Raw genomic sequence first — 24951 nt, forward strand, 5'->3', positions numbered from 1 at the left:
AGCAAATATGGAAACCGTTCAAAACTATATCGCAGGTGAAATCGTTTTAAGTCACAGCGAACGCTTTGCACCTGTCTATAACCCTGCAACAGGGGAGCAAATCAAACAAGTAGTACTCAGTTCGGAGGAAGAGGCCAACGAAGCGATTGAAATCGCCAAGCAAGCATTCAGTTCGTGGTCAAAAACCTCACCACTTAAGCGTGCGCGTGTAATGTTCAAGTTCAAATCATTGCTAGAAGCGAACACGGATAAATTGGCACGATTGATATCTACCGAGCATGGCAAGATATACTCAGATGCGGTCGGTGAGGTAACGCGTGGTTTAGAAGTGGTCGAGTTCGCTTGCGGTATCCCGCATCTACAAAAAGGTGAGCATTCAGCGAATGTAGGGACAGGTGTTGATAGCCACTCTCTCATGCAGCCTGTTGGGGTATGCGTGGGCATTACGCCTTTTAACTTTCCCGCTATGGTTCCGATGTGGATGTTTCCTATTGCCTTAGCAACTGGTAATACATTCATTTTGAAGCCATCAGAGAAAGATCCGTCAACGGCATTGCTGCTCGCTGAACTGCTTAAAGAAGCTGGGCTGCCAGATGGTGTGTTCAACGTCATCAATGGTGATAAAACGGTGGTGGATACGCTCCTGACATCACCTGATGTCGATGCGGTCAGCTTTGTCGGCTCAACGCCAATCGCCGAGTATATCTACACGACAGCCTCAGCGCATGGCAAGCGCTGTCAAGCGCTAGGCGGTGCTAAAAATCATTGCATTCTGATGCCAGACACTGACCTTGATATGGCGGTGAACGCGATAGTAGGCGCAGCGTTCGGGGCAGCAGGCGAGCGATGCATGGCGTTATCGGTTGCCGTCGCTGTCGGTGATGAGATCGCAGACCAATTGATTGAACAGCTCAAAACAAAAGTTGCTGCAATGCGAGTAGGGCCGGGTTTAGTAGACGGGCAAGAAAACGATATGGGTCCCGTAATCTCTGCGGAGCATAGACAAAAGATCTGCGATTACATTTCTACGGGTGAGAGCCAAGGCGCGAAGATCGTTATCGACGGGCGAGACTTTTCGGTGGCCGGCAATGAAACGGGCTTTTTTGTAGGTCCAACACTCATCGATAATGTCACGCCAACGATGACCATTTATCAAGAGGAAATTTTTGGTCCTGTCTTAGCGGTTGTTCGAGTCAGCGATTATGACACCGCGCTTAAGCTTATCAATCAGCACGAGTTTGGCAATGGCACCGCAATCTTTACTCGTGATGGAGAGACTGCTCGGCAGTTCAGTGAAGATGTACAGGCGGGCATGGTGGGGATCAATGTTCCAATTCCAGTTCCTATGGCGTTCCATAGTTTCGGTGGTTGGAAACGCTCTGTGTTTGGTCCTCTCAATGTTCATGGTAATGATGGCGTTCGTTTCTACACCAAAATGAAAACAGTCACGAGTCGCTGGCCAACCAGTGTTCGCCTAGAGCAGCACAGTAGCGCGTTTACGATGCCAACAATGGAGTAATCGTCTATCAGTTTGCATGACATAAGACCGCCAAAGTGCGGTCTTTTCTACTTGCTTACTCTGAGTTGATCTTCAATCAATCCTCGCAGCCAAATGAGCGCTGAGTTGCGGGCCATTTTCGTTGGCCACACCATGTAGGAGTCAAAGGTTTTGGTTTCAAATGGAAAGGGCAACGACTGTAAGTTGAACATCTCTCCGTACTGGAGAAAGAGAGTTTCCGGCACGACGGCAAGTGCTTGAGACTGTGATACAGATGGCAACATACCAAGTAGGGATGAATGTTGGCTGAAGACTTTGCGGGGTGGTAGCACATCACTCACTAACCATTCTACAAATGTTAGATTTTCGCGACGAATATTAAGCAGTACGTGGTTTTCGTCCATGTACCTTTGTTTGGTCATCTTGCCATCTTGTAGTCTGGGATGAGTCGCGCTGGCAATACAGATCAAGCCGTCACTGTGCAGAAGTTTAGACTGAAATACACGACTATCTGATGGAGCAACATCGATCACCAAGTCTACTTTTTCCATGCGCAAGTCTTCGTAGATACGCGCGTCTTTGGGGGGGAGTTCTTTCAGTACAAGCGAGATGTTGGGGTATTTTTCAAACACATGCATACGCTTGTGTAGACGCAGTAAGGCTGCTTCATGACAATAGATAACGAATCGACGTCGACTGGATTCTGGCTCAAAGTTGGCGAGCCCTTCGATGAACCTATCAATCCCGAGAATATGTTCTTGTACGTGCTCATAGAGCTCAACCGCAAAACGGGTTGGCTTGATGCCACGCCCTGTGCGCGTGAAGAGCTCACCGCCCACAGCGTCTTTCAACCTTGCTAACGCATTACTGACCGATGACTGCGTTAAATCGAGCTGTTCTGCAGATTTCGTGACCGACTCTGTCTCGTAAGTGGACACAAAAACTCGCAGCAGGTTAAGATCAAACTTCTTTCCGCTAGCTTTTCCAGTTTTATCCTTGTTATCCATTGTGCATCCTTGCCAAGTGCATGTTTAGGGGGACTAATCCAAGTTCTTCTTAAATCTTAGTGCAGCAACAACAATACCGATGACGGTAAACCCTGCGAGCCAGAGTGTATCTCGCCACATGTCCATTAAATCAGCGCCACGTAAAATAATTCCTCGGATCATGCGCATGAAGTGGGTCGCGGGCAATGCTTCTGCTATCCATTGTGCCGCCATTGGCATGGCTTCATAGGGGAACATAAAGCCAGACAACAGAATGGAAGGAAGTAAAATAAACACTGTCATCTGCATGGCTTGAAGCTGAGTCTGAGCAATGGTCGAGATAACGAGCCCAAGCGTTAAGCTTGCGGCGATAAAGAGTAGACTGCCAAGCAGTATCTGACTAATTTGTCCGTTAATCGGCACGCTGAAAATCAAATAGCCTAGCCCCAAAATAATAAAAATCTGTATTAGACCAATGAAGATATAGGGCACAATCTTACCGATCATTAACTCCATCGAATGAATAGGAGTGGTGATGAGTAGCTCTAAATTGCCACGCTCACGTTCACGCACTATCGCGGCGCTGGTAAATAGAATCATGGTCATGGTTAAGATCACACCAAGCAGACCAGGCACAATATTTACTGCAGAACGTTGGCTTGGGTTATAGAGCAGTGTCGCTTCAAAGGTTTTGGTTTGGTTGGGCTGATAGCCCGCGATGGCAAACTCAGCGATGGGCATGGTTTGAAGTGAGAGCAACGCAGCGCTGACCATAGTATCTGAGCCATCGACAAGCCATTGTCCGAGCGTCTCTTGGTGGGTAATGCGCTGCGTGAGGTTAGTGGGCAATATGAGCGCAGCGCGCACTACTCCTTCTCTGATTGCGGTCTCTGCTTCCTTAACCGTCGGATAATAGGCTTTGACATTGACCACCTGAGTGACTTTCACCGCTTCGACAATCACTCGCCCAGGGGCTGATTCACTCTTATCGACGACAGCAACGGGTATGTTGCGAACGTCAGTATTCATGGCAAAGCCAAATAGAATCAGTTGGATCAGAGGGATCATGATCACCATGCCAAATGTAATGCGGTCTCTCGACAGTTGGCGGATTTCTTTGACCATGATGGCGCTCATGCGCGTTAGACTTTTCATTGGCGACCTTCTCCTGTGACAGAGACAAACACATCTTCTAGACTCGGTCTTGCGGGAGTGAGTTCGGCATCTGCGAGCTCAGGGACAGTTTGAATAAGCCACTTAATCGGATCAGCCACACTCTGATATATCAGTACTCGCAGTCGAATACCTAACTGAGCGGCAGACCTTACTTCTGGGCAAGCAATGAGACGTTCTTTCAGCGCTCTCAAGTTAGGTGCTTTCACCTCAATGATGTTGACCCCCATATTGTCCATCAGCTCTTCAGGCTCGCCATCTGCGCGCATTTCGCCGGATTCCATAATCGCGAGTCGATGGCAGCGCTCCGCCTCATCCATGTAGTGCGTTGTGACAAGTATGGTCGTGCCTTGATCGCTAAGATCGAAAAGCTGCTCCCAAAAATCACGTCGATTCTCTGGATCGACGGCAGAGGTCGGCTCATCAAGAAACAGCAATTCAGGGTGGTGCATGGTCGCCGAAGCAAGAGAGAGCCTCTGTTTCTGTCCACCACTCATACCACCAACGCGCTGTTTTTGAAGATCAGTGAGTCCATAGATGGTCATTTGTTCTGCTATTCGCTGTTTTAGCAGCGCTCTGTCTAAACCGAAGATCTGACCGATAAACTGAAGATTCTCAAGAACCGTTAAGTCATCATACAGAGAGAACTTCTGAGTCATGTAGCCGATCTTGAGCCTAAGGGCTTCTGACTGCTCCGGGATCTGCAGGCCAAGAACATTCACTTCACCTTCAGTAGGACTAAGTAATCCCGTCAACATACGTATGGTCGTCGATTTACCGCACCCATTTGGCCCCAGAAAACCATAGATGCTGCCTTTGGGCACAGACAAGTTGATCCCGTTAATAGCGGTGAAGTCACCGAACTTCTTGACCAGATTGGTTGCGGTTACAGCGATATCAGTCATCTATTTGAGTCCTTGCAGGTCAACTTGAGCAGGGACGCCGGTAGGCAAGTTTTCAGCGCTCTCCGGAAGGTCGACTTCGGCAAGGTACATGAGTCGAGATCGCTCATCTTCTGTTAACGCATAGTAAGGGGTAAATGATGGATCGGCGGCAACCCAGCGCACCGTGCCTGTCAGTACCTCGTCCAGACCATCAACATGAACATCAACTTGCAAGCCGGGTACAAACTTGACTCTCACTGAAGAAGGGACATAAACGCGCGCGTAAGGAACTCTGTCGGCAAGAACGACAGCAACAAACGCGCCTACAGACACTCGCTCACCGAGGTTATAGGGTAGGCTATCTAATATGCCGTCTCGTGTTGCTACTATGGTAAGTTCGTCGAGCTGTTGAGTTTGTAGTGCAACATCCGCTCTCACCGCTGCAAGTGCGGCCTCAGCTTGAGTAATGTCTTCTGGACGGGAACCTGCAGTTAGCTTTGAGAATTCTTCATTGGCTGAGTTAAGCTCGGCTCTTGCGGTATCGCGACTAGCGACGGCTTGGTCTTTTTGAGACTGGCTGGCAAGTTTCTTTCTGACTAGTTCAGAGGCGCGCGAGTAGTTTTTCTGAGCCTCGGTTAATTTGGCTTCTGCCATGTCGACGCGCGCTTTTGCCGCGGCGATGTCCTCAGGTCTTTCACCATTGGTAAGGCGAAGTAAGTAGGCACTGGCTTTAGCTTCTTCAGCAATCGCATGAGCAAGCACGGCTTCTTGGCGCTTGGTGTCTAGGCGCACTAGTACGTCACCGGTTTTGACTCTGGTTCCTTCACGTACGGGGAGTTCGCGAATGATTTCACTTGCCGTTGAGGAGAAAGAAATTCGGTCTCTCTCTAACGTGCCTAACGCCTTACCGTTGTCGTCATTCTGACAGCCAAGTAGTGCTAAGACGAGTGGAAAGATGACGAGCAGCGAACGTTTCATACATAACCCTTCTAACAGATTTCTATTATCAATATTAGAAGGGCAGTGGTGAATTTCTAGCTGAATTTCATCAAGTTATGAAGTCAAGTAGCTTTTGAGCAATTCGATGAGTCGAAAGATTTCTTTCGATTAATTTTAGTGGCATCTTGCCGCTGGAGACGACATCCTTCCATTCATCAAACATATTGTGAAAACCTTTACTTGCCAGCATTGGTGTCCAATCCTTGAGCTGAACCTGCTCTACAAGGTTGTTTTGATAGCATTGACCTGACACAAATGAGTCAAAGCGATAGGCTCTGTCATCGTGGCTACTGCTAATGACTTCATGTGTGATGCCAAATTGACGATTCATCGAGGCTTCAAAGATCACGCCGCCTTGTTGCCACTTCACACCAAGTCGCGCTAGCTTAGCACCATCCATTTGGTGCTGGACATGGATATCATCGAACTCAATGCTCCCGTTTAGATTGATACTGTCCAATGGATGAATAAAGTCGTCGAAAATAAAGGTTTTCGCATCACCTGGAAGTGCATGGCGGTGTTTTTCCCAGCGTAGCGATTGCAGAGTTCCCGTATCCGATAGGGAGTGTTGGTTAATCAAAGGCAGGTGACGACGGTTAAAGCCGATATAAAGCGGTACTTGTTTTTGTTCTGCTAGTTGATACAGGTTTTCACACTCTTCATAGCTATCTGCCAGCGGCTTATCAACGAACGTTGGAACACCATGTTCGAGGAAATATCTGGCAATTTCTGGGTGCACAGAGGTCGCCGCATGAATCATCACCGCATCAGGCTTAAAGTTGAGGGCAGCTTGATACTGAGTGGTTGTGTCTATAACACGATATTTGCTTGCCAGCGCATTAAGAGTCGCTGTATCGCGAGTGCAAAATATGGGATGAACATCTGCTTGAGATGTCGTGAATGGTAGGTATGCTTTTTGGGCTATATCACCCATGCCAATGTGTGCAATTTTCAATATAAGCCTCGGTTTTAACTGTTGTTTCGCAGATTGATGCTGTTTTTTGGCAAGTTAACACAGTGCATCTGTTTATTGCTACGACCCAGCTAGAAGATTTTGTTGCGGATGTTTTTAATCAGTTGTTAAACGTAATACGTTTTTTTCTAAATTGTCTGAAACCACATCACGTCCTGACACACTTTTGCTGTTTCTTACTAGTACCTGTCATAGGGATTTCGTAGATTAAGCTTCGTGGATTAAGTAAAGGAATCAGGGTTAGGGAATACCGTACTATCATGAAAGATCAGTTAACCATCTCAATTTCAACGATTAACGGCTCTTCGCATTGGCAATTGAGTAAATCAATGCGCCGCAGCTTAAAGAGTCTCGCGTGGATTGGTTTGGTGCTAGTGTTAGGCGCTGGTTTGTTGATTCAGCATTTGTATGAGGTAGTGGATTACGCCGAGCTAAAGCAGGCAGAGCTGGCAAGTGAGTCACAAACCCTTGGTGATGAGCTAGCAAACTTGCAAGACCTTAAGCAGAGTCTTCAACAAGATCTGTCTGAGCGGGAAGAGCGCATTACATTAGTCTCTGAGCGTTTAGCGGATCTAGAAAAGGTGTTAGGGGTTTCTGAGCCCACCGATGACATTGACCTCGATTCGCGACTTGATGCAGCTGCAATCCATTCTAACGTGCGTATGACCATGCTCAATCAGATACCGAGCGGTTCACCTGTAGGGAAAGAGCGCATTTCCTCTCAGTTTGGTAAGCGACAACACCCAGTCACTCGAAAATACAAAATGCACCGTGGTTTGGATTTTGCGGTTAATACCGGAACCAAAATCTATGCGCCAGCGGATGGTGTCGTTGAGGTTACCAGACGCAGCAACAAAGGCTCTGGAAACTTCCTTAGATTGCAGCATTCATTTGGCTTCTCTAGCTCCTATTCACACCTAAAAGGTTTTGAAGTTCGTCCAGGGCAATTTGTCCGTAAAGGTGAGCTGATTGCCATCTCGGGCAATAGTGGGTTGTCATCCGGTCCACATCTACATTATGAGGTTCGCTTTGTTGGGCGAGCACTGGATCCCAAACCCTTTGTGGAGTGGGGCGTGAATGATTTCGAAGATATTTTTAAAAAGGAACGAGCAATAAGATGGGAATCTTTAGTAAAAACAGTGGAACAAAGAGTCGCTCAGCAGCTTCAACTCTCATCGCCAAAGGCTGTGTTATTAGCGGAAAACTCAAACTAGAAAACGATATTCAAGTCGATGGTGTAGTTGATGGTCAACTGCATATCGAAGGGGTATTAGTGGTTGCTGAATCTGGTCGCGTAAAAGGAGAGGTGTTTGCCAAGCAGCTTGTGGTCAACGGCATCTTAGAGGGTGACTGTCACGCGGAGCAGATTCAAATCCTTGCGAATGGTCGCGTAAAAGGTAAGGTGTGGAGTAACAACTTGAGCATCGAACCGGGCGGTAAGTTTTTCGGTGAAACCGCAGAGTTACCTGAAAAAGAAGTTGTATCTTTGAAAAGTCAAACCAGCAAAGAGGTGAGTGCGGTTAAAGCTAACACCGCGAAAACCGACTCGAAAGCCCCGGAGGCTAAAGCCGTTAAAACTGCATAATCGAATCCCTGCGCGTTCCAGTTTCTTTCTCTGGGACGCGCTGTTCCCTACTCTTATCAATAAACTCATCAGCACGGTAGGCTATACTTCTGTAAGCCATTACGCACCTAAAAGTGACGCTGTCACATATGTGTAATGCAGACTAGAATGCCGCATTGTGATCAAAGTAACGCGGCTAACTTGATAAATATCAAGCCAGCCCTCGTATAACCACAAAGCACTATTTCAAATGACACTTTTCCCATTACAGTTATGGGAAAGCCTTATGCATAAATGCACGTTATAAGTCACCAATAAGGCGGAGCATATGTCACGAAATAAAACCTCAGAAAGCCGACGCCGATTCCTCCGCGACGCCGCACGCACCGCCGTAGGTGTCGGTGCTGCTGCAACCGTTTTGGGATTGCAGTCTAAACAAGGGCAAGCTAAAACCAGTGGCGGTGTCCCTATTCGCCCACCTGGCGCGCTAGAAGGCAACCAATTTGATCAAGCCTGTCTGCGTTGCGGGCTATGTGTTCAGGCATGTCCCTACGATACGCTAAAGCTGGCAACCTTACTTTCACCAGTAGCATCGGGTACGCCATACTTTACGGCACGCGACATTCCCTGTGAGATGTGTGAAGACATCCCTTGTGTGGTGGCGTGTCCAAGTGGGGCACTCGATCATTCATTGACCAATATTGATGATTCTAGAATGGGACTCGCGGTCTTGATCGACCACGAAGAGTGTCTTAACTGGCAGGGACTTCGCTGTGATGTCTGTTACCGAGTTTGCCCGCTTATCGACAAAGCCATCACGCTAGAGCCAATTCGAAACCAGCGCACCGGATACCACGCTATGTTTATCCCAACGGTGCACTCTGACGCATGTACGGGGTGTGGTAAGTGTGAACAGGCCTGTGTAACTGAAGTGCCGGTGATTAAAGTGGTGCCTATCGAGCTGGCGAAGGGTCATATGGGCGACCACTACCAGCTTGGCTGGGAAGAGAAGGTTGAGCTGCGTGATGGGCAATTCCCTGAAACACCAGATATCGCACCAACCGAGCATATCCGCATCAATGACGGGAGGAAATAATGGCTAAAAATCTCGCAAAAGATGCAGGTAAAGACGCGATTCGAGAATTGGGTTGGTGGCGAGCTCATCGATTTTTGATTCTACGTAGGTTGTGTCAGCTCACCATCGTTGGTCTGTTTATGATGGGACCTACGTGGGGTATTTTACAGGGTAATTTGTCCTCTAGCATGCTGCTAGGTACTGTCCCGCTAAGTGACCCTTTATTGGTCCTGCAAACCTTAGCTACCGGACATTGGCCAGAGGTGAATGCCTTAATTGGTGTCACTATCGTTGTGGTTTTTTATGCCTTGTTAGCTCCTCGCGCGTTTTGCGCTTGGGTTTGCCCATTGAATATCGTAACCGACGCCGCGGCCTGGCTGCGTCGCAAACTTAACCTCAAAACCAGCTTCAAATGGTCGCCGACGATTCGCTATTGGTTGATCCCAGTGATCTTACTCGGCAGTGCTGTCTCAGGATCGCTGCTTTGGGCATGGGTTGATCCTGTCGCGACACTTCATCGTGGTTTGGTTTTTGGTATGGGAGCCGGTTGGATCTTAATTGCTCTGGTATTCTTGCTTGATCTTGTCTTAGTCGAGCACGGTTGGTGCGGGCACCTTTGTCCACTTGGAGCGACCTATGGTGTGATCGGTCGCAAGAGCCTTATTCGCGTGAAAGCGACACAGCGCGAGGCCTGTACCAAGTGTATGGACTGCTATAACATGTGTCCTGAGCCCGATGTATTAAGACAGCCACTCAAGTCTGGTGATCGACGGATTATGAGCCAAGATTGCATCAGCTGTGGTCGATGCATTGATGTGTGTGCGCCTAAGGTATTGGAGTTTAAGGTTAAACCTGACTCTGGTGAGCTCTAGACAAACAAAAACGCCAGTTGTGCTTCAACTGGCGCTGATCCTAGTTCGCTATATCTAGTATGTTGTCCTTGACTCCGTTTGTTCTAAACCAGCCCGCAATACTAAACCGCTCGCGATTGGTAGGCAGTACTTCGTGTGGGAACTGCTCAGAGAAGAACACAAACAAACGGCCAGATTTTGGTTTGATACGTGTGATTTCGCTGTCATCGAGATCGTAAACCACCAGGTCGCCGCCGTCTTCGTCGCTCCACTCATCATTCATGTAAAACACGGTTGTCAGACGTCGGTTCTCATTGCCACGGAAACAGTCGAGATGTTTTTGGTAGAAATCGCCTTTCTCATATTTGGCGAAATGTGCCTCATACTCAAATAGCCCCAAGAAAAAGTTTTGGTTAGCGGTTTGGCGAATGATTTCCATCTTGCTAAGAAATTGCCCCACTGGATCGCCAAGATCGGGTGAAAGCCAACAGATCTTGTCACTGCGAATGGCACTTTCACGCATCACATCATCATTACGACCAATACGCGCTTTGTTCCACTCTTCAGGTAAGCACTCTTTGAGAGCTGAAACTTGCTCGGCAGAGAGGAAGTCATCCCAAACGTAATAGCCATGTTGGGTCAGGTTGTCGATCAGTGTTTGCATGATGCACCATCGTTGTTAGAAACAGGGAGGGCGCTTTATAAAGAAATAGACAGCATGCTTCAATTTAGGTTGTTTATCGTGACGATAACGCTTGATGAAGGGTAAGCGGGGATAAGGGGAAAAGAAGTCGCCCCTTACCGTAGCAAGGGGCACAAGATTACTTGATGTAGTCGATAAGGGCTTGTTCACTTGGTAGCGCGGTCATCGCCCCTTTTTGCGTTGTCGCTAAAGCGCCGCAGCCGTTTGCCCAGCGAACCGCATCAACGATTGTCTCATCATTGATCCAATCTGCTGTTTTAGATAAGCGAGTCAATAGGCCGCCAACAAAAGCATCGCCTGCTCCTGTGGTATCAACCGGCTTGACTGGCGTGCCGGCAATCAGCTGTTGCTCACTGTCTCGAATAACCAATGCGCCTTTTGCGCCTTGAGTAATGAGCACAAGTGTATTGTTGTATTCACCAAGCGCTGCGATACCTGCATCAAGGTTGTCGGTTTCAGTTAGAAACATCAGTTCATCGTCTGAGAACTTAACCACATCGGCCATAGCGATTGCTTGCTGGCACACAGGCTTGATAAGGCTTTGGTCGCCCCACACTTCGTCGCGAAGGTTTGGATCGAAACTGACAAAGCCGCCTGCTTGCTTAATGCGTTTCATCGCTTCTAGTGTGGCACCACGGCTAGGCTCATTAGCAAGCGCAATAGAGCAAACGTGCAACCACTCGCCTGCGTTAAACTCAGGAATATCGCTTACTTGCATAAATTGGTCGGCACTTGGCTTAACCATAAAGGTAAAGCTGCGCTCACCCGATTCATCGAGGTCAACAATAACGGTAGATGTACGCTGTGCGTCATCAAGCAACATAAAGTCCGTGTTGACCTTCTCATTGCTCAGCGTTTGCTTCATAAAGCGACCGAGAGGATCTTGACCTACGCGACCAAAAAAGCCTGTCTCGCCACCTAGACGAGCGATTGCAACAGCAACGTTGGCAGGTGCGCCACCAGGACATTTTAGATACGTGGTATCCGTATCAGGAATCAAATCTACAACGGCGTCGCCCGTTACCCAAACCTTACTCATAACAAATTTCCTGCCTTAATCGATTTGCTGGCAGTTTACTAAATCGATTTAGCAAAGAAAATGTGTTTTAATAGGCAACATAGTGAAAGCAGTAAAAACTGTGATCTAAAACACGATCACGATTAGTGAAGTTGATCCTTGATAGAAGAAATAAGCAGGAAGCAGAAGTAAAGCGCGATGAGTAAAAAGTTAAAACTCGCAGATATAGCGGAGCTAGCCGGGGTTTCTAAATCGACCGTTAGCTTTGTCTTGAATGGACATGCAGAAAAGCACCGTATTAATAAAGAGACGGTAGCCCGCGTGTTACGGGTCGTTGATGAGAATAACTATTCGCCAAGTGTTTATGCACGGGCGCTTAAGTCTAAGAAAACACAGACTTTTGGCTTAGTTATTCCTGATCTTACCAATATGGGCTTCGCTGCTATCGCTAAATCACTAGAGCAGTTATCCCTTGCTTCAGGTTATCAGCTGTTGATCGCTTCGACAGATGACGATCCATCGCAAGAGAAAAAAGCGGTCGCTAATCTTATTGAGCGTCAGGTTGATGGCATGATGGTGGCATCATGTTTAGACAATGATGACTATTATCAAACCCTAAAAAAAGAAACACCAGTTGTGTTTTTTGATCGAGGCTTCGAGTCAGAACGCTTTAGTGTCGTCACTACAAATGCCTATGATTCTACCAAAGAGATAGTGTTCGAATTGACGGGAAATGCACAAGAATGTGCGTTTATTGGAGGGCAACTGTCACTATCTCCGAGTCGAGAGCGCTATCAGGGTTTTGTGGATGCGCTGAAAGAGCGAGAACTGTTATTGCAGCCAGAATTAGTGTTCAACCAGGATTATCAGCCGCAAAGTGGCTATGACATGATGCAACAATGCGTCGAGCAATTAGGTCGCTTACCAGAGGCGCTTTTTACCGGGTCCTACTCTTTGCTCGAGGGTGTACTGCGATACCTTAACGAGCATGATTTGATGGCGGATGCATCACAGCAATCGATGCGCCTTGCTACTTTCGATAATTATTCGATTCTCGATTGTTTGCCGCTAAAAATCGATTCCATAGAACAGGATTGCCAACAGCTCGCCTTGAAGGTATTTGATTGTTTGCAAAAGACCTTGTCTAATAAGGACTATAAAAGTAACACAAGCATCTCTGCTCGCATTCATTACAGGAGACGTTAGCGCCACATGGACTCGAAATCACTACAACCCCTCTATATACAAGTCGCCGATACGCTAAAACAACGCATCGATGATGGGCTGTATCCACAAGGGTCGAAATTGCCCTCTGAGAGTCAGCTAGTAGAGAGCCTAGGGGTCAGTCGAGTTACCGTTCGTAAGGCGTTAGGGCAACTCGCCGATATTGGCTATACGGTATCGGAAAAGGGTAAAGGGACCTATGTCGCAGTCCAGAAATTGAAGCATGATTTCTTAGGTATGGCGGGGTTTGCTCAGGAGTTGCAAGGCGCAGGACTAGAGGCCAGTAACCAAGTTATTCATTTTGAAAAGACGGTCGCTGATGAAGCCCTAGCAGATAAGCTTAAGGTCGCGCTTCATGCAGAGCTATTTCGATGTGGTCGTCTGCGTGTTGTGAACGGTGATGTCGTGTCTTATGAGGATTTCTATATACCGGTGGCGCTACTACCAGACTTAAATGAGCAGGTATTGTCAGGCTCTAAATTTGCTTACTTAAAAGAGCAGGGGATTGAAATGGTGAAAACTCATCAAAAGATCAAACCCTCTTTACCCAGTGAGTCTGTTCAAGATAAGTTATCGGTCGCCGCGCTGGAACCTATCTTGATCAATGAATCGGTTAACTATCGAAATGAGACCGAGCCTTACGAGTATTCAGTGGTCTACTATAAATCTAGCGTTTATGACTTCGAGATCGTCGCTAGGCTTTGATCGACGTTTAAGCTACCGAAAACCACCTTCTATAAGGTGGTTTTTTTATATGCTCACTATCTATTATTGATTGTGATGACAAGCACGTTTCTCACGTTCAATAACATAAAAAGGTTTATCCTGTATTCTTCCTGTATTACATTAATACACGTTGAATACAGGTTACTATTTTGTGCTCTTAGGAGAGAACGAAACAATGGCAAGAAATGCTAAAGTTGTCGCATCGCAAGTCATGGACTTGCTCGGTGGTGAAGGCAACATCGAACAGTTGACGCACTGCGCAACACGTCTTCGCGTCGTCACCAAAGACGACTCAAAAGTTAACGCTGAACAACTCGGTGAGACAGAGGGTGTTCATGGTTACTTCTTTAAAAATGGTCAGCATCAGGTCATTTTAGGTACTGGCTTTGTGGGCAAAGTCTTCGCTGAGCTAACCGGCAACGGTGAAGTAGAAACGAGCGCAGCACCTAAGAAGGAAGAATCTGGTAGCACGTTTCAACGAGTTACTCGAACTTTCTCAGACATCTTCGTTGCGATTATCCCTGCTCTCGTTGCAACGGGATTGCTCATGGGATTGCGCGGACTGATCGTTAGTGGATTCGGTGTTGAATTATCACCTCAGCTAACGACGCTTTCTCAAGTCCTTACCGATACCGCTTTTATCTTTATCCCAGTTTTGGTGACTTGGTCTGCCATGCGAGTGTTCGGTGGTAACCCTGTCCTAGGTATCGTTTTAGGTTTGATGCTGGTGGCACCGCAATTGGCTAACAAGTGGGATGTGGCGTTTGGTAATGCAGAAGCCTTAATGATTCCATTCTTTGGTTTTGAGATTGCGGTTACCGGTCTGCAAAGCTCAATACTGCCTGCAGTATTTATGGGCTGGTTCGCCGCTATGGTCGAAAAAACCTCTCGTAAATACGTGCCGGAGGTACTGGATCTTATCCTTACACCGTTTATCACGCTCCTAGTATCACTGATTGCTGGATTGGTATTTGTCGGTCCATTACTACTCGGTATTGAAAAGTTCATTACTGATATCGTGGTTTACTTCCTGCAAATCCCATACGGCATTGGCGGTCTCATATACGGTGGCGCTATTCAGTTCATGGCTGTGACAGGTATGCACCATACGATTGTTCCAATTACGATTGCGATGGTGACAGAGACTGGCTTTGACTACATCAATCCACTGGGCACAGCAGCAATTGCTGGTCAGTTTGGTGCGGCGATGGCGGTGATGACAATGCAAACCAGCAAGGTGAAAAAGTCGGGTATGTTTGGTGCAGCGCTACCAGCACTATTTGGTATCACTGAGCCTGCGATGTTCGCTGTGACGCTTCCACGAGTTAAGCCGTTCCTTTACGGTTGTGTGGGCGGTGCGATTGGTGGTTGTATCGGTGCTATTGCTGGTATTGGCTCGGCAGGTACTGGTGCCACTATGCTACCAGGCATGTTGCTTTACTTGGGTGGTGGTCTAGGCATGTACGTTGTGGTTATGTTAGTCGCGGCATTGGTAGCCTTTGTAATGACCAAGCTATTCTACAAAGAAGCAAACTAATACATTGATTTTTATCCCCTCATGGATGAGCGAGTCACATGGGGGGATTTTTTATTTTCAGTTTTAAAGAGAGTCGTTATGGATTTTTCGAACCGTCAAAACCGTATGGTTAGGCTAGACGAAGTTTCGGATGAGTACTTACAGCACATTGCTTCACTCACCAAAAATGATCCTTATTATCCAAGCTACCATATCGCACCAAAGCACGGCTTGGTGAATGACCCTAATGGGCTAAGTTTCTTCAATGGTGAACACCACATCTTTTATCAGTGGTTTCCTCTGGGTCCGGTGCACGGCCTAAAACACTGGTATCACGTCTCGACTAAAGACTTTGTCAACTTTAAAGACAGAGGTGTTGCGCTTTATCCTGATCAAGATTACGACCAACACGGCTGCCATACTGGTATCGCAGTGGTGGAAAATGACCAATTGAATCTGTTGTATACCGCGCACTATGTCCCAGAGCCTGACACTGGTCATCCGACTCAGATTTTGGCTGTCATGGATAAAGAGGGGAATGTCGAGAAAAAGGGAATCGTTGTCGATTTCAACCCAGAGCACTACACTCACAACATGCGTGACCCTGTCACCATAAAGCGGGATGATGGCTACTACATGCTAATTGGTGCTGAAAGCCACCAAAATGAAGGTAAGTTAGCTATTTATGGTGGTCAATCGATCGATAGCTATCACTATATGGGAAATGTCGATATTGGTCTTGAGCAGTTTGGCTTTATGTGGGAATGCCCTAATTACTATGAAGAAGACGATAGCGGCGTGTTTATCTTCTCTCCTCAGGGCGTTTCATCCGACAACAAATATGATCTCAAGAACGTCTTTTCCGTGGTCTATATTGTTGGCAAGCCAATTGATACACAAACCCTGAAGTTTGAGAATCAAGGCTATTTTGAGTTAGACAAAGGTTTCGACTTTTACGCGCCTCAGACGTATCTCGATGAGCAGGGTAGGCGAATCCTGATTGGTTGGCTTGGCAATTCGAAAAGCGAGTACCCAACGGATAAAAACTACTGGGCACATATGCTAACCATGCCCAGAGAAGTCGAAATTCGCGGTAACAAACTGATTCAAAAGCCACTTATTGAAATGGAAGCATTGAGATTAAGTGCTCACTCACTTGCTGCTAAGACGGAGTTAGCGAGTCGTGCATTTGAGTTGGACGTCTTGGTTGAAGAGAGTTTCTCCATCGAGTTTGCTAACCAAAGCGGCGAAAAAATGGTGTTCTCTGGTATAGATTGTGAGTGGAAACTCGATAGAACCGAGGTAACCGATGTGCATGCAGAGCAATTCGGAACAGCTCGTTACGCAAAACGCGTCGGTGCACATAACAGAGTGAGAATCTTCGTCGATAACTCAAGCATCGAGATTTTCTGTGATGGTGGTGAAACTGTGTTTACATCGCGACTGTTTGTGGCGGACCTAGATCAGCTCTACTTGTCTGGTGTCACTGGTACTATCCACTATCTCGGTTCGATACAGTATAACTAGCAACATGCTATAACGAATAAAGGTCAGCGGATGCTGACCTTTTTGTCTTCTATAAGCCTTTCAAATAAATGAAGAGCTGGAGAGCGGTGAGTTGTTCAGCGCCTGGGTGGTTATTATCGGAAGCGCTGTTTTGACGAGCTGAGCTCAAGAATCATGTCTAACTCTTCGTCAGTAACGAGAGCTTTAACTTGTTTATCGCTAAATAGGCGGTCGACGAATAGCTTAACATCTCTTAGCTGTTCATCGTCTAGACGGTGGATAGCATCAACAATGTCTTTTTCTAGCGTTTGATTCATACGACTCCCTCCCTCGGTTCCCTACTACATAAATTAGACGATATGCGACTGATAGCAAGTAAAAGTTTATGCACTCTAGTGACTAGTCTTGGTTTGAGGCTCCGAGCTTCGTTTGTTGTCTAGCCTGCACTCTGTATAACAAGCGGCAACGAAAATGCACAGAGCCCTTTAGTGATACGGTCTTGCTTCAAATTTGCAGCAACTCGTTAACATGCGATTAATGAATTTATCAATAGATTAGTGTGAGGAATATCACTATAAGACTGCGGATTGATTGAAAGTTCCCATAAATTGCCTCAATAAATGTTTTTAAAGCTAAATGTATATTTATTTATATATAAGGTATTGATTTAATTGGCTTTATCTATTTTTCTAAAAGCGTGATTTAGGTAGGCATTTTCAGTTTCTTAGGATTGATGGGGTGAATGAATTTCCCCAAAATTGCTCTCGTTCATTCGATAAATGATTTCAAGTTTTTTGTTTGATGTGACGTGTGAATGTGTTGCTAGGTTGTTCCCCAATACATTCACTACAGACAAAGAGCTTTTAAATATAAAAAAAACACTTATTACAATTACAATCCTTGGGGTTAATAATGAAAAACACATTTAAGCTATCGCTAGCTGCAGTATTGGTTTCTACTGCAATGGCTGCAAACGCGGGTATCAGCATCGTTGATAACGAGACAGGTAACTTCTCAATCGGTGGTGACGTTGAATTTGACTTCAACTTCCAAGACCGCGATTCTCAAACAGCAAAAGAGTTTGACCAAACTGGTCGTATTCTTCTTGAGTTTGCAGGCGAGCGCTACACAGACACTGGTCACGTATTCCAAGTAAACGTTCAACCTCTAATGGAAAGCAGCGGCAACGTAGCTCTAGATGACGCTTGGTTCGCATTCGGCGCACAAGATGGTTGGAATCTACGTATGGGTCGCTTCGAAGCGTTCGATATGTTCCCTGTAGGTCAAGATACGTTCCTAGAGTACTCTGGTGACACAGCAAACGACCTAGTTGTTGACGGTTCTGCTTACGTTTACCAAATGAAAGAAGGTCGTGGTCGTGGTTCTAGCGGTCAGCTAATGTACAGCCAAAACTTCAACAATCTTTATGTTGAGTTAGCATCTATGATTGGTGAGCGTGACGTACTGTTCGGTGTAGATGGTAACGGCGACCGTTCTTACCACGGTCAACCAATCATCAGCACTAAAGATGCTGTACTACTTCGCCCAGTAGTAGGTTACCAAGCAGGTAACTTCGGTATTGCAGCTTCTATGGAAGCGAACCTAGTGAAAGATGCGGTAGTTGTTCAAGGTGTGAATGGTGAGGTTGATGTATCTGACCGTACTGGTTACGGTGTGACTGCAAACTACACAACTGCAGACTGGAACCTTATTGCAAACTTCGCATACATGGACGCAGTTGATGAGAACAACATGTCTGTTGGTGTGAACGCACTATACAAAGGCTTCGGTCTTGGTTACATCCACGCAGCGAACGAATACGAGAACAAAGAAGTTTCTACTAGCTACGCAGCAGGTGACGTGAAAGTTGATACTTGGTACGCATCTTACGAGTTTGCTGACGTACTACAAGTAGAAGATTTCTCTATCTACCTAGGTGCTTACTACACAACAGTTGATAACAAGACTGATAGCACTCAGACTGCAGCAGGCAACTTTGCTGAAGATGATGACAAAGGTGTACGTGTACGCTTTAAGTACTTCTTCTAAGCGCTTAGTCGTATAGAACAACACTGCCAAATACTAAAACGGAGCGAGTTCGCTCCGTTTTTTCGTTTTAACTCGATAATTAGAAAGTGAAAGCTAGGTTTGCGGAAGCGCCAAGCTGATTACTTCCCGCATAGTTACCCGCAATATCCAGACTGACGACATCGAATGGGCTGAGGCCAATACCCGCCGTTATAGCACTGTCCGCATTGTCTTGCATGTCGATCTCATATCCAGCGCGCAGTTGTGCCCAGTCCCACGCGTTGCCTTCGATACCAAAGCGTAGGTATTGAGTTTCGTCGTTAAGGTTTGCAAAACGCTCTTGCTTGGTGAGTTCGATATCTACCGCAACCGTTACAAAGTCGCCATTGTATGCTGAACCAATGGTCGCCATAGGGTTTAACTTGTAGCTGTCGATCTTAGTTCCGTCGTGGGTTTTGACGTCAATTTCTTGTTGAATAATGTCTCGTACCGATAAGCCAAGACGCCAGTTTTCATAGTGCCATGCTGCACCGAGATCAAAGTTAAATGCACTTTTTTCAACCATGCTGTCTTCTGCATTGTCGGCATCAAAGTCTTGAACACTAGCGATCAGTGCGTATGTGCGTAGCTTTTGGAACTTAGGCGTAATACCAAATGAGACGTCTTGATCAGCAATCACGAAGTTCTTACCCAGGGCTAGACCAAGTTCGGCGCTCGCGAATGCCTGCATCTGTACTTCAGAGTCCATATAACGGTCTTCAATGGCATCTGGAGTGTCACCTTGGCTTGGCGCGATTAATGGCGCTGCAATGGCTTCTGCGTAGCCACGCGCATACAGGTTGCTCGATACAATGCTAGATGGAATTGCCACTGCAAATCCAACGTTGGCAGTGACCGTAGTCGGTCTGTTGCCCTCAAGCTGATCCAATAGGCGGTTGATCTCAGCGAGCTTAGCGACATCGCCCGTTGGGTTTTTCTCATATTCATCAATTAATGATTGCAGATCGTCCAACGTAGTGATGCTCTCATCCGTATCACGAGCGCTCGCACCAAATGTTGGTAGCAACAAACCAACATCATCGCTGTCTTTGTATGTAGCGGTTAATGCTGGGTTGTATAAGCCTGCGGTTAAGTAGTCAGCTGACGCGACACCGGTGTTACCCATGGCGGCACCACGTGCTTCGACCATATTGTTTGCTGCATTCGATATAATTGGAGTGGTTGCTGCCAAGACGATGGCGGCCACTTTAGTCATTTTATTCATTATTATGTCCTGCGATTCATTCGCATTGAGTACTCATTATCCGATGAGTCTTATGATTACGCGCCTTCATTGCGAAGATCACGCCACTGCATTCACGTGAGTTATTCACGCAAGAGCATATGATAATTGATATTTATATAAAGTAAATGAGCTATCATTTTGTTTTATAGGATAAAAAAAGGCTCACCTCTGTGAGGTGAGCCTTTGAAAGAGAAAAATTCTATTGGTGTTTAGAAGATAAGGTGCGCAACACCCGCAATCACAGGTAGCGTGATCAGTGTACGTAGAATGAAGATAACAAACAGTTCTACGATGTTTACTGGAATACGGCTACCAAGTAGTAGTGCACCGACTTCTGACATATAGATAAGCTGTGTTACCGACATCGCTGCGATGACAAAGCGAGTCATCTCATTGTCGATTGAAGCTGCTAGGATTGATGGGATAAACATATCTGCAAAGCCCACTACCATGGTTTTAGAAGCAGCAACGGCTTCAGGTACACCCAGTAACTCTAGGTAAGGGATAAACGGTGTACCCAGGATTTCAAATACTGACGTGTATTCAGCGATAACGAGAGCGACAGTACCCAAGCCCATAACTACTGGCAGTACGCCGAACACCATATCAACTGCGTTTTTAACGCCTTCGCCAAATACTGACTTAGCAGACGTCACAGTACCAGCACGTTGCAGAGCGAGGTCTAGACCCCAAGAGAACGTTGTATGGCCCTTAGGGGTCACTTCAGCATCTTCTGATGGTTTAGTCCCATCGATGAAGGTGTCTTTCTTGTTACGTAGTGGTGGTAAGCGAGGAATAATGATCGCCGCTACGATACCTGCCAAACAAATCGCACCATAGAAAGGTAGGAACAAGTGTTCGAGCTCAACTTGAGCGATAACCACTAAGCTAAACGTGATAGATACTGCTGAGAATGTAGTACCAATTACTGCCGCCTCACGCATGGTATAGAACTTGTTTTCGTATTGCTTACTGGTTAGCAGAATACCGACACTGCCATCACCTAACCAAGAAGCCATACAGTCAATAGCACCACGACCTGGAAGGTTAAACACTGGGCGCATGATCTTACTTAGCAGAGCACCAAACAGCTCAAGTAGACCAAAGTTCAGTAGTAGCGGTAGTAAAAGGCCTGCGAAGATAAATACAGCGAACAGGGTAGGCAGTAGACCTTCTAAAACAAGACCACCGGTGTTTTCTTCCCAGATAGCCTCAGGACCAACCTGGAAGTAGGTCATCAGCACCGCGATGCCGCCAATTACGCGCACAGCCAGCCACATTGGTGTTGGGTTGAATAGACCGTTCAGAAATTCGTTGTCTGTGATGAAAGCAGGCTTAAAAATGCGAGTTAAAATAGACGCCGCTGCCATGACAGCAATGATTGCCGTGACCAAAGGTACAATGAAATCGCCAACAGCGGCTTGCAAAGCTTTAGCAAGAACTGCGACAGGAATCGTCAAGCCGCCATCGTAGCTGATAGGCGCCATAAACAGGAATAGACCGATTAAAGACGGGATGAAGAACATCCAGAAGTTGCCTTTTTTGCCGCTTTTCGGCATAGATTGAGCACTATTTTGCATTTTTCTCTCGTGTTACAACTAGTTAATAATGGCGACGTCCTGCGCCTATTTATTCACTAAACATCCATATTTGTGCATTGGGCGCAAGATTACTCCTTTTTTTGAATGCTGGCAATACTATTCATCATTAAAGGGTAATTATTCACTATATGGTTCTATCGTAACCAATAATACGCAATAGAATGTATGGTGAGTGTTTGTGTGAACATGGCTACATTATAGTGGGGATTGATGCTTTCAGCAGTTTAGAGAACACGCTAAACTGTAGTGAATGAATAAGTTATTGAGAATAATAATAATGCCTAGGAAGAAGCTCCCCATTCCCCTTATACTTTTGATCCCTCTGTGTTTACTTGCCGTGGTTATTGTCGCAGGTATCTATCGATTTTCTCTGTCTGATGAAGAGATCCTTGCTAAATTTCCCTCTCAGCAAAATGTGCAAGCCGATCCCGTTGTTGAAGCCATCTTGGGTCTAAAGATTCCGAATCCATGGACTATTCAGGTTCCCGAAACGAGCGCTTTTACACTGCTTACCGATATCGATGCTGAAAAACAAGTTGCGGCGGGAAGTTATGATGACGGTATGGAGCGAGGTAATGTTTATCTTCTTTATCGCTATCAACAGTCTATTTATGACGACAAGGCGTTATCTGCGGTCGTTATTCCTTTTGCCGTTAGCAATCAAGGTTCTGGCGTTTTTTATTATCTTGGGCTTTTCAAGTGGGACAGCGCGCGCCAACGCGTAATCTTGTCGGATGCCAAGTTTGCTGGAGACCGAATAGAGATTTCAGCGCTGACAAGAGCCGATGACCGCATGACACTCACGTTTAAGAAGCACGGACAGGCGCAGTCAATGAGTGAAGTTCCCGAAGAAAATGACACGTTAGTTTGCGTAGCCAAAGCGTTTAAATGGGTGGATTGTTAGTCATCTTTTTGCACCGAGCGTGATCTGGGCAATAGCTTTCAGAAATAAATGGTTGCGAAATGCACACTTGAGAATGTGACATTAATTACATAACATGGGTTTTTTGATGTTGTTATTTTTAGACAAATGGAGCTTGCGATGATTAATAAGCGCTTTTTTAAAACAAAAGATGAAGTAGAAGTCACCTTTGAGTTAGATGCGACCAATGTGGAGAGTGCGGTTTTAATGGCTGACTTTTTAGACTGGCAGCCAACCCCAATGAAGAAGGTCGCCAAGACCAAATCATTCAAATACAAAACTCGACTACCAAAAGATGCGGAGTTCCAATTCCGTTATCTAGTGAACGAAAACGAGTGGGTCAACGATGCCCAAGCAGACCAATACGTGCCAAATGGTTTTGGTGCTGATAACTGTATTGTTAAGACTGCACAAGTTTGATTTGACTTAAGTCACTAAGACAAGACTCAACACCACAAGTTAAAAAAAGCCGCTCACTTTTGATAGTGAGCGGCTTTTTTATTCTTCACGATTTGAAGCAAGTCGACGTAGACTCGCTTGTCGGTCGTTATCGAGATTTGCTTGCAACTTCCGGTTGTTCAACCTCAGTCAACATGCCTTTAAGAAGGCTCACACAGCCCATTATCAGAATGATAGTAAACGGCAGCGCGGCAATAATCGTAATGGATTGCAGTGCTTGAATGGAGTCGGTACCACCAATCCATAGCATTACCATTGCAATAACGGCAGAAATTACTGCCCAAACGACTTTCTGTTTGATTGGTAGCTCAAGTTTACCACCTGCAGTCATGCTATCGACAACGATAGAGCCAGAGTCCAGTGTGGTTACAAAGAACACGATGATCAGCGCAACCGCAATCAGCGAAAGAATATTACCGATAGGGTAGGCATCAAGCATGTAGAACAAGCTCAGCGAGACATCCGTGATGCCTTGTTCCATGCCAAGCAAGCCGACTTTGTCGATGATCTGCTGGATAGCGATACCACCGAAGAATGACATCCATGCGGTTGTCACTATGGTTGGAATGACGAGAACACAGACAAGGAACTCACGAATGGTACGACCCTTTGAAATACGTGCTACGAACATGCCGAAGAATGGCGCGTATGCTACCCACCAAGCCCAGTAGAATACCGTCCAGCCATGCAGCCAGGTGGTATCTTCACGACCTGACGTCTGGCTTAGAGGGATGATGTTTTTCACGTAGCCTACAACCGACGTAGTGACGGAGTCGAGCACTGTAGTGAAGTTCAAAATACCCATGAAACCAAGGAAGACAAAGGCAATGATCATGTTCAGGTTACTGAGCACTTTAACGCCGCCGTCCATGCCGCGAACGACAGAAACAATAGCTAAGCCCATGATGGTCAGAATGATAGCAATCTGCAGCAATAAGCTATTTTCTAGACCAAATACGTGGCTGATACCACTTGCCGCTTGCGAGCCACCGAGACCAAGTGATGTCGCAAGACCGAACAAGATAACGAGAACCGCCATTACGTCGATAATGTCACCAATTCTTCCCCAAACTCTGTCACCCAGTAGTGGGTAGAATACAGAGCGCATAGAAAGAGGTAGGCCTTTGTTATAAACAAAGTAAGCCAGCGATAGCGCTGTCATTCCGTAGATAGCCCACGCGTGCAGTCCCCAGTGGAATACTGTGGCACCTAGTGCCGCTTCACGACCTTCTGGTGTAAAAGGTTCTGCATTGAGAGGTGTTCCGAACCAGTTGGTAAAGAACGCAGTAGGCTCTGCGACACCCCAGAAGATCAGACCAATACCCATGCCCGCGGCAAACAGCATTGAGATCCAGGATAAGGTTGAATAATCTGTCGTGGCGTTATCGCCGCCTAAACGAATTTTGCCCAGTGGCGATAGGGCGATAAGTACTGCGAAGATCAGAAGGATGTTCGCGCCCCACATAAAGACGAAATCGAATTTCGATAGCGCAGCGGCTTTTACCGCGTCGATGGCAGCTTTGGCATCTGCTGGGGAAAGTACGAGAAGAGTGACGATAAAGAGGATGGATAAGCCCGCTGAAGCGGTGAAGACTGTGTTGTGGACATCCATGCCCCACTTAGTGATGTTGTCTTGGCCGACTTGATAGTCAGTTGAATCGATACTGTATTTTTGAGATTTAAAACTCATAATTATGAGGTTTACATATTCGTTCACACGAATATAAAGACCAACTCCATGTTTAATGAATTACTGATTAGAATTCGAAAATCCTTTGTTTAAAGTAATTTTAATCAAAGGGTTATGATGAAATTATCCGTTTTACATCTAATCCTGAATCGGCGATTTTAACATAAAAAGGGCCCTTTGTGGTCGAGATGATGGATCGAAGCTGAAACAGAATGCATCCATATGCACTTAGTTCTGCATTATAATATGGCGCTGTTATTGCCGAATTTT

At 46.3% G+C, this 24951-nt stretch carries 23 protein-coding genes; 12 read left to right on the forward strand and 11 right to left on the reverse strand.

The features are described 5' to 3' along the window. The first annotated feature begins 7 nt into the window (after positions 1–7). Entirely contained in the window at positions 8–1519 is a 1512-nt protein-coding gene (locus tag LY387_RS21260; RefSeq protein ID WP_234496217.1) for a CoA-acylating methylmalonate-semialdehyde dehydrogenase, read from the forward strand. Positions 1520–1566: 47 nt separating this feature from the next. On the opposite strand, the gene LY387_RS21265 is transcribed toward LY387_RS21260, so the two are convergent. The 5 genes from LY387_RS21265 to LY387_RS21285 all read right to left on the reverse strand — a co-directional run bounded on the left by LY387_RS21265 (position 1567) and on the right by LY387_RS21285 (position 6495). After that, on the reverse strand, positions 1567–2505 hold the full coding sequence (locus LY387_RS21265; RefSeq protein WP_234496218.1) for a LysR family transcriptional regulator: 939 nt from the start codon (positions 2503–2505) through the stop codon (positions 1567–1569). Positions 2506–2538: 33 nt separating this feature from the next. Continuing rightward, entirely contained in the window at positions 2539–3639 is a 1101-nt protein-coding gene (locus LY387_RS21270) for an ABC transporter permease (protein ID WP_234496219.1), read from the reverse strand. Further along, positions 3636–4562 (reverse strand): ABC transporter ATP-binding protein, encoded by a 927-nt coding sequence (locus LY387_RS21275; protein ID WP_234496220.1) that lies wholly within the window; start codon positions 4560–4562, stop codon positions 3636–3638. Before LY387_RS21275 ends, LY387_RS21270 begins: the two co-directional genes overlap by 4 nt. Further along, positions 4563–5519, reverse strand: coding sequence for an HlyD family secretion protein (locus LY387_RS21280; RefSeq protein WP_128648921.1), 957 nt, complete (start codon positions 5517–5519; stop codon positions 4563–4565). 70 nt (positions 5520–5589) lie between these two features. Further along, entirely contained in the window at positions 5590–6495 is a 906-nt protein-coding gene (locus LY387_RS21285; protein ID WP_234496221.1) for a Gfo/Idh/MocA family protein, read from the reverse strand. A gap of 278 nt (positions 6496–6773) precedes the next feature. Between LY387_RS21285 and LY387_RS21290 the strand changes: the two genes are divergently transcribed. The 4 genes from LY387_RS21290 to napH all read left to right on the forward strand — a co-directional run bounded on the left by LY387_RS21290 (position 6774) and on the right by napH (position 10024). Further along, positions 6774–7727: a M23 family metallopeptidase gene (locus tag LY387_RS21290; RefSeq protein WP_234496222.1), complete on the forward strand. Its 954-nt coding sequence runs from the start codon at positions 6774–6776 to the stop codon at positions 7725–7727. Beyond that, the gene (locus tag LY387_RS21295) at positions 7631–8098 is read left to right on the forward strand and encodes a bactofilin family protein (RefSeq protein ID WP_234496223.1); all 468 of its coding nucleotides are present in this window, start codon (positions 7631–7633) and stop codon (positions 8096–8098) included. Before LY387_RS21290 ends, LY387_RS21295 begins: the two co-directional genes overlap by 97 nt. 307 nt (positions 8099–8405) lie before the next feature. Beyond that, positions 8406–9173, forward strand: a complete 768-nt coding sequence (gene napG / locus LY387_RS21300) for a ferredoxin-type protein NapG (protein ID WP_042469769.1) — start codon at positions 8406–8408, stop codon at positions 9171–9173. Beyond that, positions 9173–10024 carry a quinol dehydrogenase ferredoxin subunit NapH gene (gene napH / locus LY387_RS21305; protein ID WP_234496224.1) on the forward strand — a complete coding sequence of 284 codons (852 nt, stop codon included), beginning with the start codon at positions 9173–9175 and terminating at the stop codon, positions 10022–10024. The genes napG and napH overlap by 1 nt, the downstream gene beginning before the upstream one ends. Positions 10025–10064: 40 nt before the next feature. On the opposite strand, the gene LY387_RS21310 is transcribed toward napH, so the two are convergent. Beyond that, positions 10065–10667, reverse strand: a complete 603-nt coding sequence (locus tag LY387_RS21310) for a 2OG-Fe(II) oxygenase (RefSeq protein ID WP_234496225.1) — start codon at positions 10665–10667, stop codon at positions 10065–10067. Positions 10668–10824: 157 nt separating this feature from the next. Then, on the reverse strand, positions 10825–11745 hold the full coding sequence (locus LY387_RS21315) for an aminoimidazole riboside kinase (protein ID WP_234496226.1): 921 nt from the start codon (positions 11743–11745) through the stop codon (positions 10825–10827). A gap of 177 nt (positions 11746–11922) precedes the next feature. Between LY387_RS21315 and LY387_RS21320 the strand changes: the two genes are divergently transcribed. The 4 genes from LY387_RS21320 (at position 11923) to LY387_RS21335 (ending at position 16717) form a co-directional block, all read left to right on the forward strand. After that, positions 11923–12930, forward strand: a complete 1008-nt coding sequence (locus tag LY387_RS21320; protein WP_234496227.1) for a LacI family DNA-binding transcriptional regulator — start codon at positions 11923–11925, stop codon at positions 12928–12930. Between the two features lie 6 nt (positions 12931–12936). Then, positions 12937–13653, forward strand: a complete 717-nt coding sequence (locus LY387_RS21325) for a GntR family transcriptional regulator (protein ID WP_234496228.1) — start codon at positions 12937–12939, stop codon at positions 13651–13653. 196 nt (positions 13654–13849) lie between these two features. Continuing rightward, positions 13850–15211: a PTS transporter subunit EIIC gene (locus LY387_RS21330; RefSeq protein WP_234496229.1), complete on the forward strand. Its 1362-nt coding sequence runs from the start codon at positions 13850–13852 to the stop codon at positions 15209–15211. A gap of 78 nt (positions 15212–15289) precedes the next feature. Further along, entirely contained in the window at positions 15290–16717 is a 1428-nt protein-coding gene (locus tag LY387_RS21335; RefSeq protein ID WP_234496230.1) for a sucrose-6-phosphate hydrolase, read from the forward strand. A gap of 113 nt (positions 16718–16830) precedes the next feature. Here the strand turns inward: LY387_RS21335 and LY387_RS21340 are convergent, their stop codons facing one another. Next, on the reverse strand, positions 16831–17013 hold the full coding sequence (locus LY387_RS21340; protein ID WP_042469775.1) for a hypothetical protein: 183 nt from the start codon (positions 17011–17013) through the stop codon (positions 16831–16833). A gap of 595 nt (positions 17014–17608) precedes the next feature. Here LY387_RS21340 and LY387_RS21345 point away from each other — a divergent pair. After that, positions 17609–18745, forward strand: a complete 1137-nt coding sequence (locus LY387_RS21345; RefSeq protein WP_234496231.1) for a carbohydrate porin — start codon at positions 17609–17611, stop codon at positions 18743–18745. A 79-nt stretch (positions 18746–18824) separates the two neighbouring features. Here LY387_RS21345 and LY387_RS21350 read toward each other — a convergent pair whose 3' ends face one another. Both LY387_RS21350 and LY387_RS21355 read right to left on the reverse strand, forming a co-directional pair. Then, positions 18825–19988 carry a conjugal transfer protein TraF gene (locus LY387_RS21350; protein WP_234496232.1) on the reverse strand — a complete coding sequence of 388 codons (1164 nt, stop codon included), beginning with the start codon at positions 19986–19988 and terminating at the stop codon, positions 18825–18827. 230 nt (positions 19989–20218) lie between these two features. Further along, the gene (locus tag LY387_RS21355; protein ID WP_234496233.1) at positions 20219–21589 is read right to left on the reverse strand and encodes a YjiH family protein; all 1371 of its coding nucleotides are present in this window, start codon (positions 21587–21589) and stop codon (positions 20219–20221) included. 298 nt (positions 21590–21887) lie between these two features. Here LY387_RS21355 and LY387_RS21360 point away from each other — a divergent pair, with 298 nt between their 5' ends. Then, positions 21888–22514 carry a hypothetical protein gene (locus LY387_RS21360; RefSeq protein WP_234496234.1) on the forward strand — a complete coding sequence of 209 codons (627 nt, stop codon included), beginning with the start codon at positions 21888–21890 and terminating at the stop codon, positions 22512–22514. 138 nt (positions 22515–22652) lie between these two features. After that, complete coding sequence (locus LY387_RS21365) at positions 22653–22952, forward strand: isoamylase early set domain-containing protein (protein ID WP_128648926.1); 300 nt, start codon at positions 22653–22655, stop codon at positions 22950–22952. Between the two features lie 127 nt (positions 22953–23079). Here LY387_RS21365 and LY387_RS21370 read toward each other — a convergent pair whose 3' ends face one another. Continuing rightward, positions 23080–24681 carry a BCCT family transporter gene (locus tag LY387_RS21370; RefSeq protein WP_234496235.1) on the reverse strand — a complete coding sequence of 534 codons (1602 nt, stop codon included), beginning with the start codon at positions 24679–24681 and terminating at the stop codon, positions 23080–23082. Between the last annotated feature and the right edge of the window lie 270 nt (positions 24682–24951).

The sequence above is a fragment of the Vibrio maritimus genome, assembly GCF_021441885.1.
GTDB classification, from domain to species: Bacteria; Pseudomonadota; Gammaproteobacteria; order Enterobacterales; family Vibrionaceae; genus Vibrio; species Vibrio maritimus_B.

What these genes read in the sequence shown, in the direction of transcription:
- LY387_RS21360 (WP_234496234.1), top strand. Translation starts at nt 21,888, where the DNA reads ATGCCTAGGAAGAAGCTCCCCATTCCCCTTATACTTTTGATCCCTCTG.
- LY387_RS21280 (WP_128648921.1), bottom strand. Translation starts at nt 5,519, where the DNA reads ATGAAACGTTCGCTGCTCGTCATCTTTCCACTCGTCTTAGCACTACTT.
- LY387_RS21260 (WP_234496217.1), top strand. Translation starts at nt 8, where the DNA reads ATGGAAACCGTTCAAAACTATATCGCAGGTGAAATCGTTTTAAGTCAC.
- LY387_RS21340 (WP_042469775.1), bottom strand. Translation starts at nt 17,013, where the DNA reads ATGAATCAAACGCTAGAAAAAGACATTGTTGATGCTATCCACCGTCTA.
- LY387_RS21330 (WP_234496229.1), top strand. Translation starts at nt 13,850, where the DNA reads ATGGCAAGAAATGCTAAAGTTGTCGCATCGCAAGTCATGGACTTGCTC.
- napH (WP_234496224.1), top strand. Translation starts at nt 9,173, where the DNA reads ATGGCTAAAAATCTCGCAAAAGATGCAGGTAAAGACGCGATTCGAGAA.
- LY387_RS21325 (WP_234496228.1), top strand. Translation starts at nt 12,937, where the DNA reads ATGGACTCGAAATCACTACAACCCCTCTATATACAAGTCGCCGATACG.
- LY387_RS21265 (WP_234496218.1), bottom strand. Translation starts at nt 2,505, where the DNA reads ATGGATAACAAGGATAAAACTGGAAAAGCTAGCGGAAAGAAGTTTGAT.
- LY387_RS21275 (WP_234496220.1), bottom strand. Translation starts at nt 4,562, where the DNA reads ATGACTGATATCGCTGTAACCGCAACCAATCTGGTCAAGAAGTTCGGT.
- LY387_RS21335 (WP_234496230.1), top strand. Translation starts at nt 15,290, where the DNA reads ATGGATTTTTCGAACCGTCAAAACCGTATGGTTAGGCTAGACGAAGTT.
- LY387_RS21345 (WP_234496231.1), top strand. Translation starts at nt 17,609, where the DNA reads ATGAAAAACACATTTAAGCTATCGCTAGCTGCAGTATTGGTTTCTACT.
- LY387_RS21355 (WP_234496233.1), bottom strand. Translation starts at nt 21,589, where the DNA reads ATGCAAAATAGTGCTCAATCTATGCCGAAAAGCGGCAAAAAAGGCAAC.
- LY387_RS21365 (WP_128648926.1), top strand. Translation starts at nt 22,653, where the DNA reads ATGATTAATAAGCGCTTTTTTAAAACAAAAGATGAAGTAGAAGTCACC.
- LY387_RS21290 (WP_234496222.1), top strand. Translation starts at nt 6,774, where the DNA reads ATGAAAGATCAGTTAACCATCTCAATTTCAACGATTAACGGCTCTTCG.
- LY387_RS21320 (WP_234496227.1), top strand. Translation starts at nt 11,923, where the DNA reads ATGAGTAAAAAGTTAAAACTCGCAGATATAGCGGAGCTAGCCGGGGTT.
- napG (WP_042469769.1), top strand. Translation starts at nt 8,406, where the DNA reads ATGTCACGAAATAAAACCTCAGAAAGCCGACGCCGATTCCTCCGCGAC.
- LY387_RS21270 (WP_234496219.1), bottom strand. Translation starts at nt 3,639, where the DNA reads ATGAAAAGTCTAACGCGCATGAGCGCCATCATGGTCAAAGAAATCCGC.
- LY387_RS21295 (WP_234496223.1), top strand. Translation starts at nt 7,631, where the DNA reads ATGGGAATCTTTAGTAAAAACAGTGGAACAAAGAGTCGCTCAGCAGCT.
- LY387_RS21310 (WP_234496225.1), bottom strand. Translation starts at nt 10,667, where the DNA reads ATGCAAACACTGATCGACAACCTGACCCAACATGGCTATTACGTTTGG.
- LY387_RS21370 (WP_234496235.1), bottom strand. Translation starts at nt 24,681, where the DNA reads ATGAGTTTTAAATCTCAAAAATACAGTATCGATTCAACTGACTATCAA.
- LY387_RS21315 (WP_234496226.1), bottom strand. Translation starts at nt 11,745, where the DNA reads ATGAGTAAGGTTTGGGTAACGGGCGACGCCGTTGTAGATTTGATTCCT.
- LY387_RS21350 (WP_234496232.1), bottom strand. Translation starts at nt 19,988, where the DNA reads ATGAATAAAATGACTAAAGTGGCCGCCATCGTCTTGGCAGCAACCACT.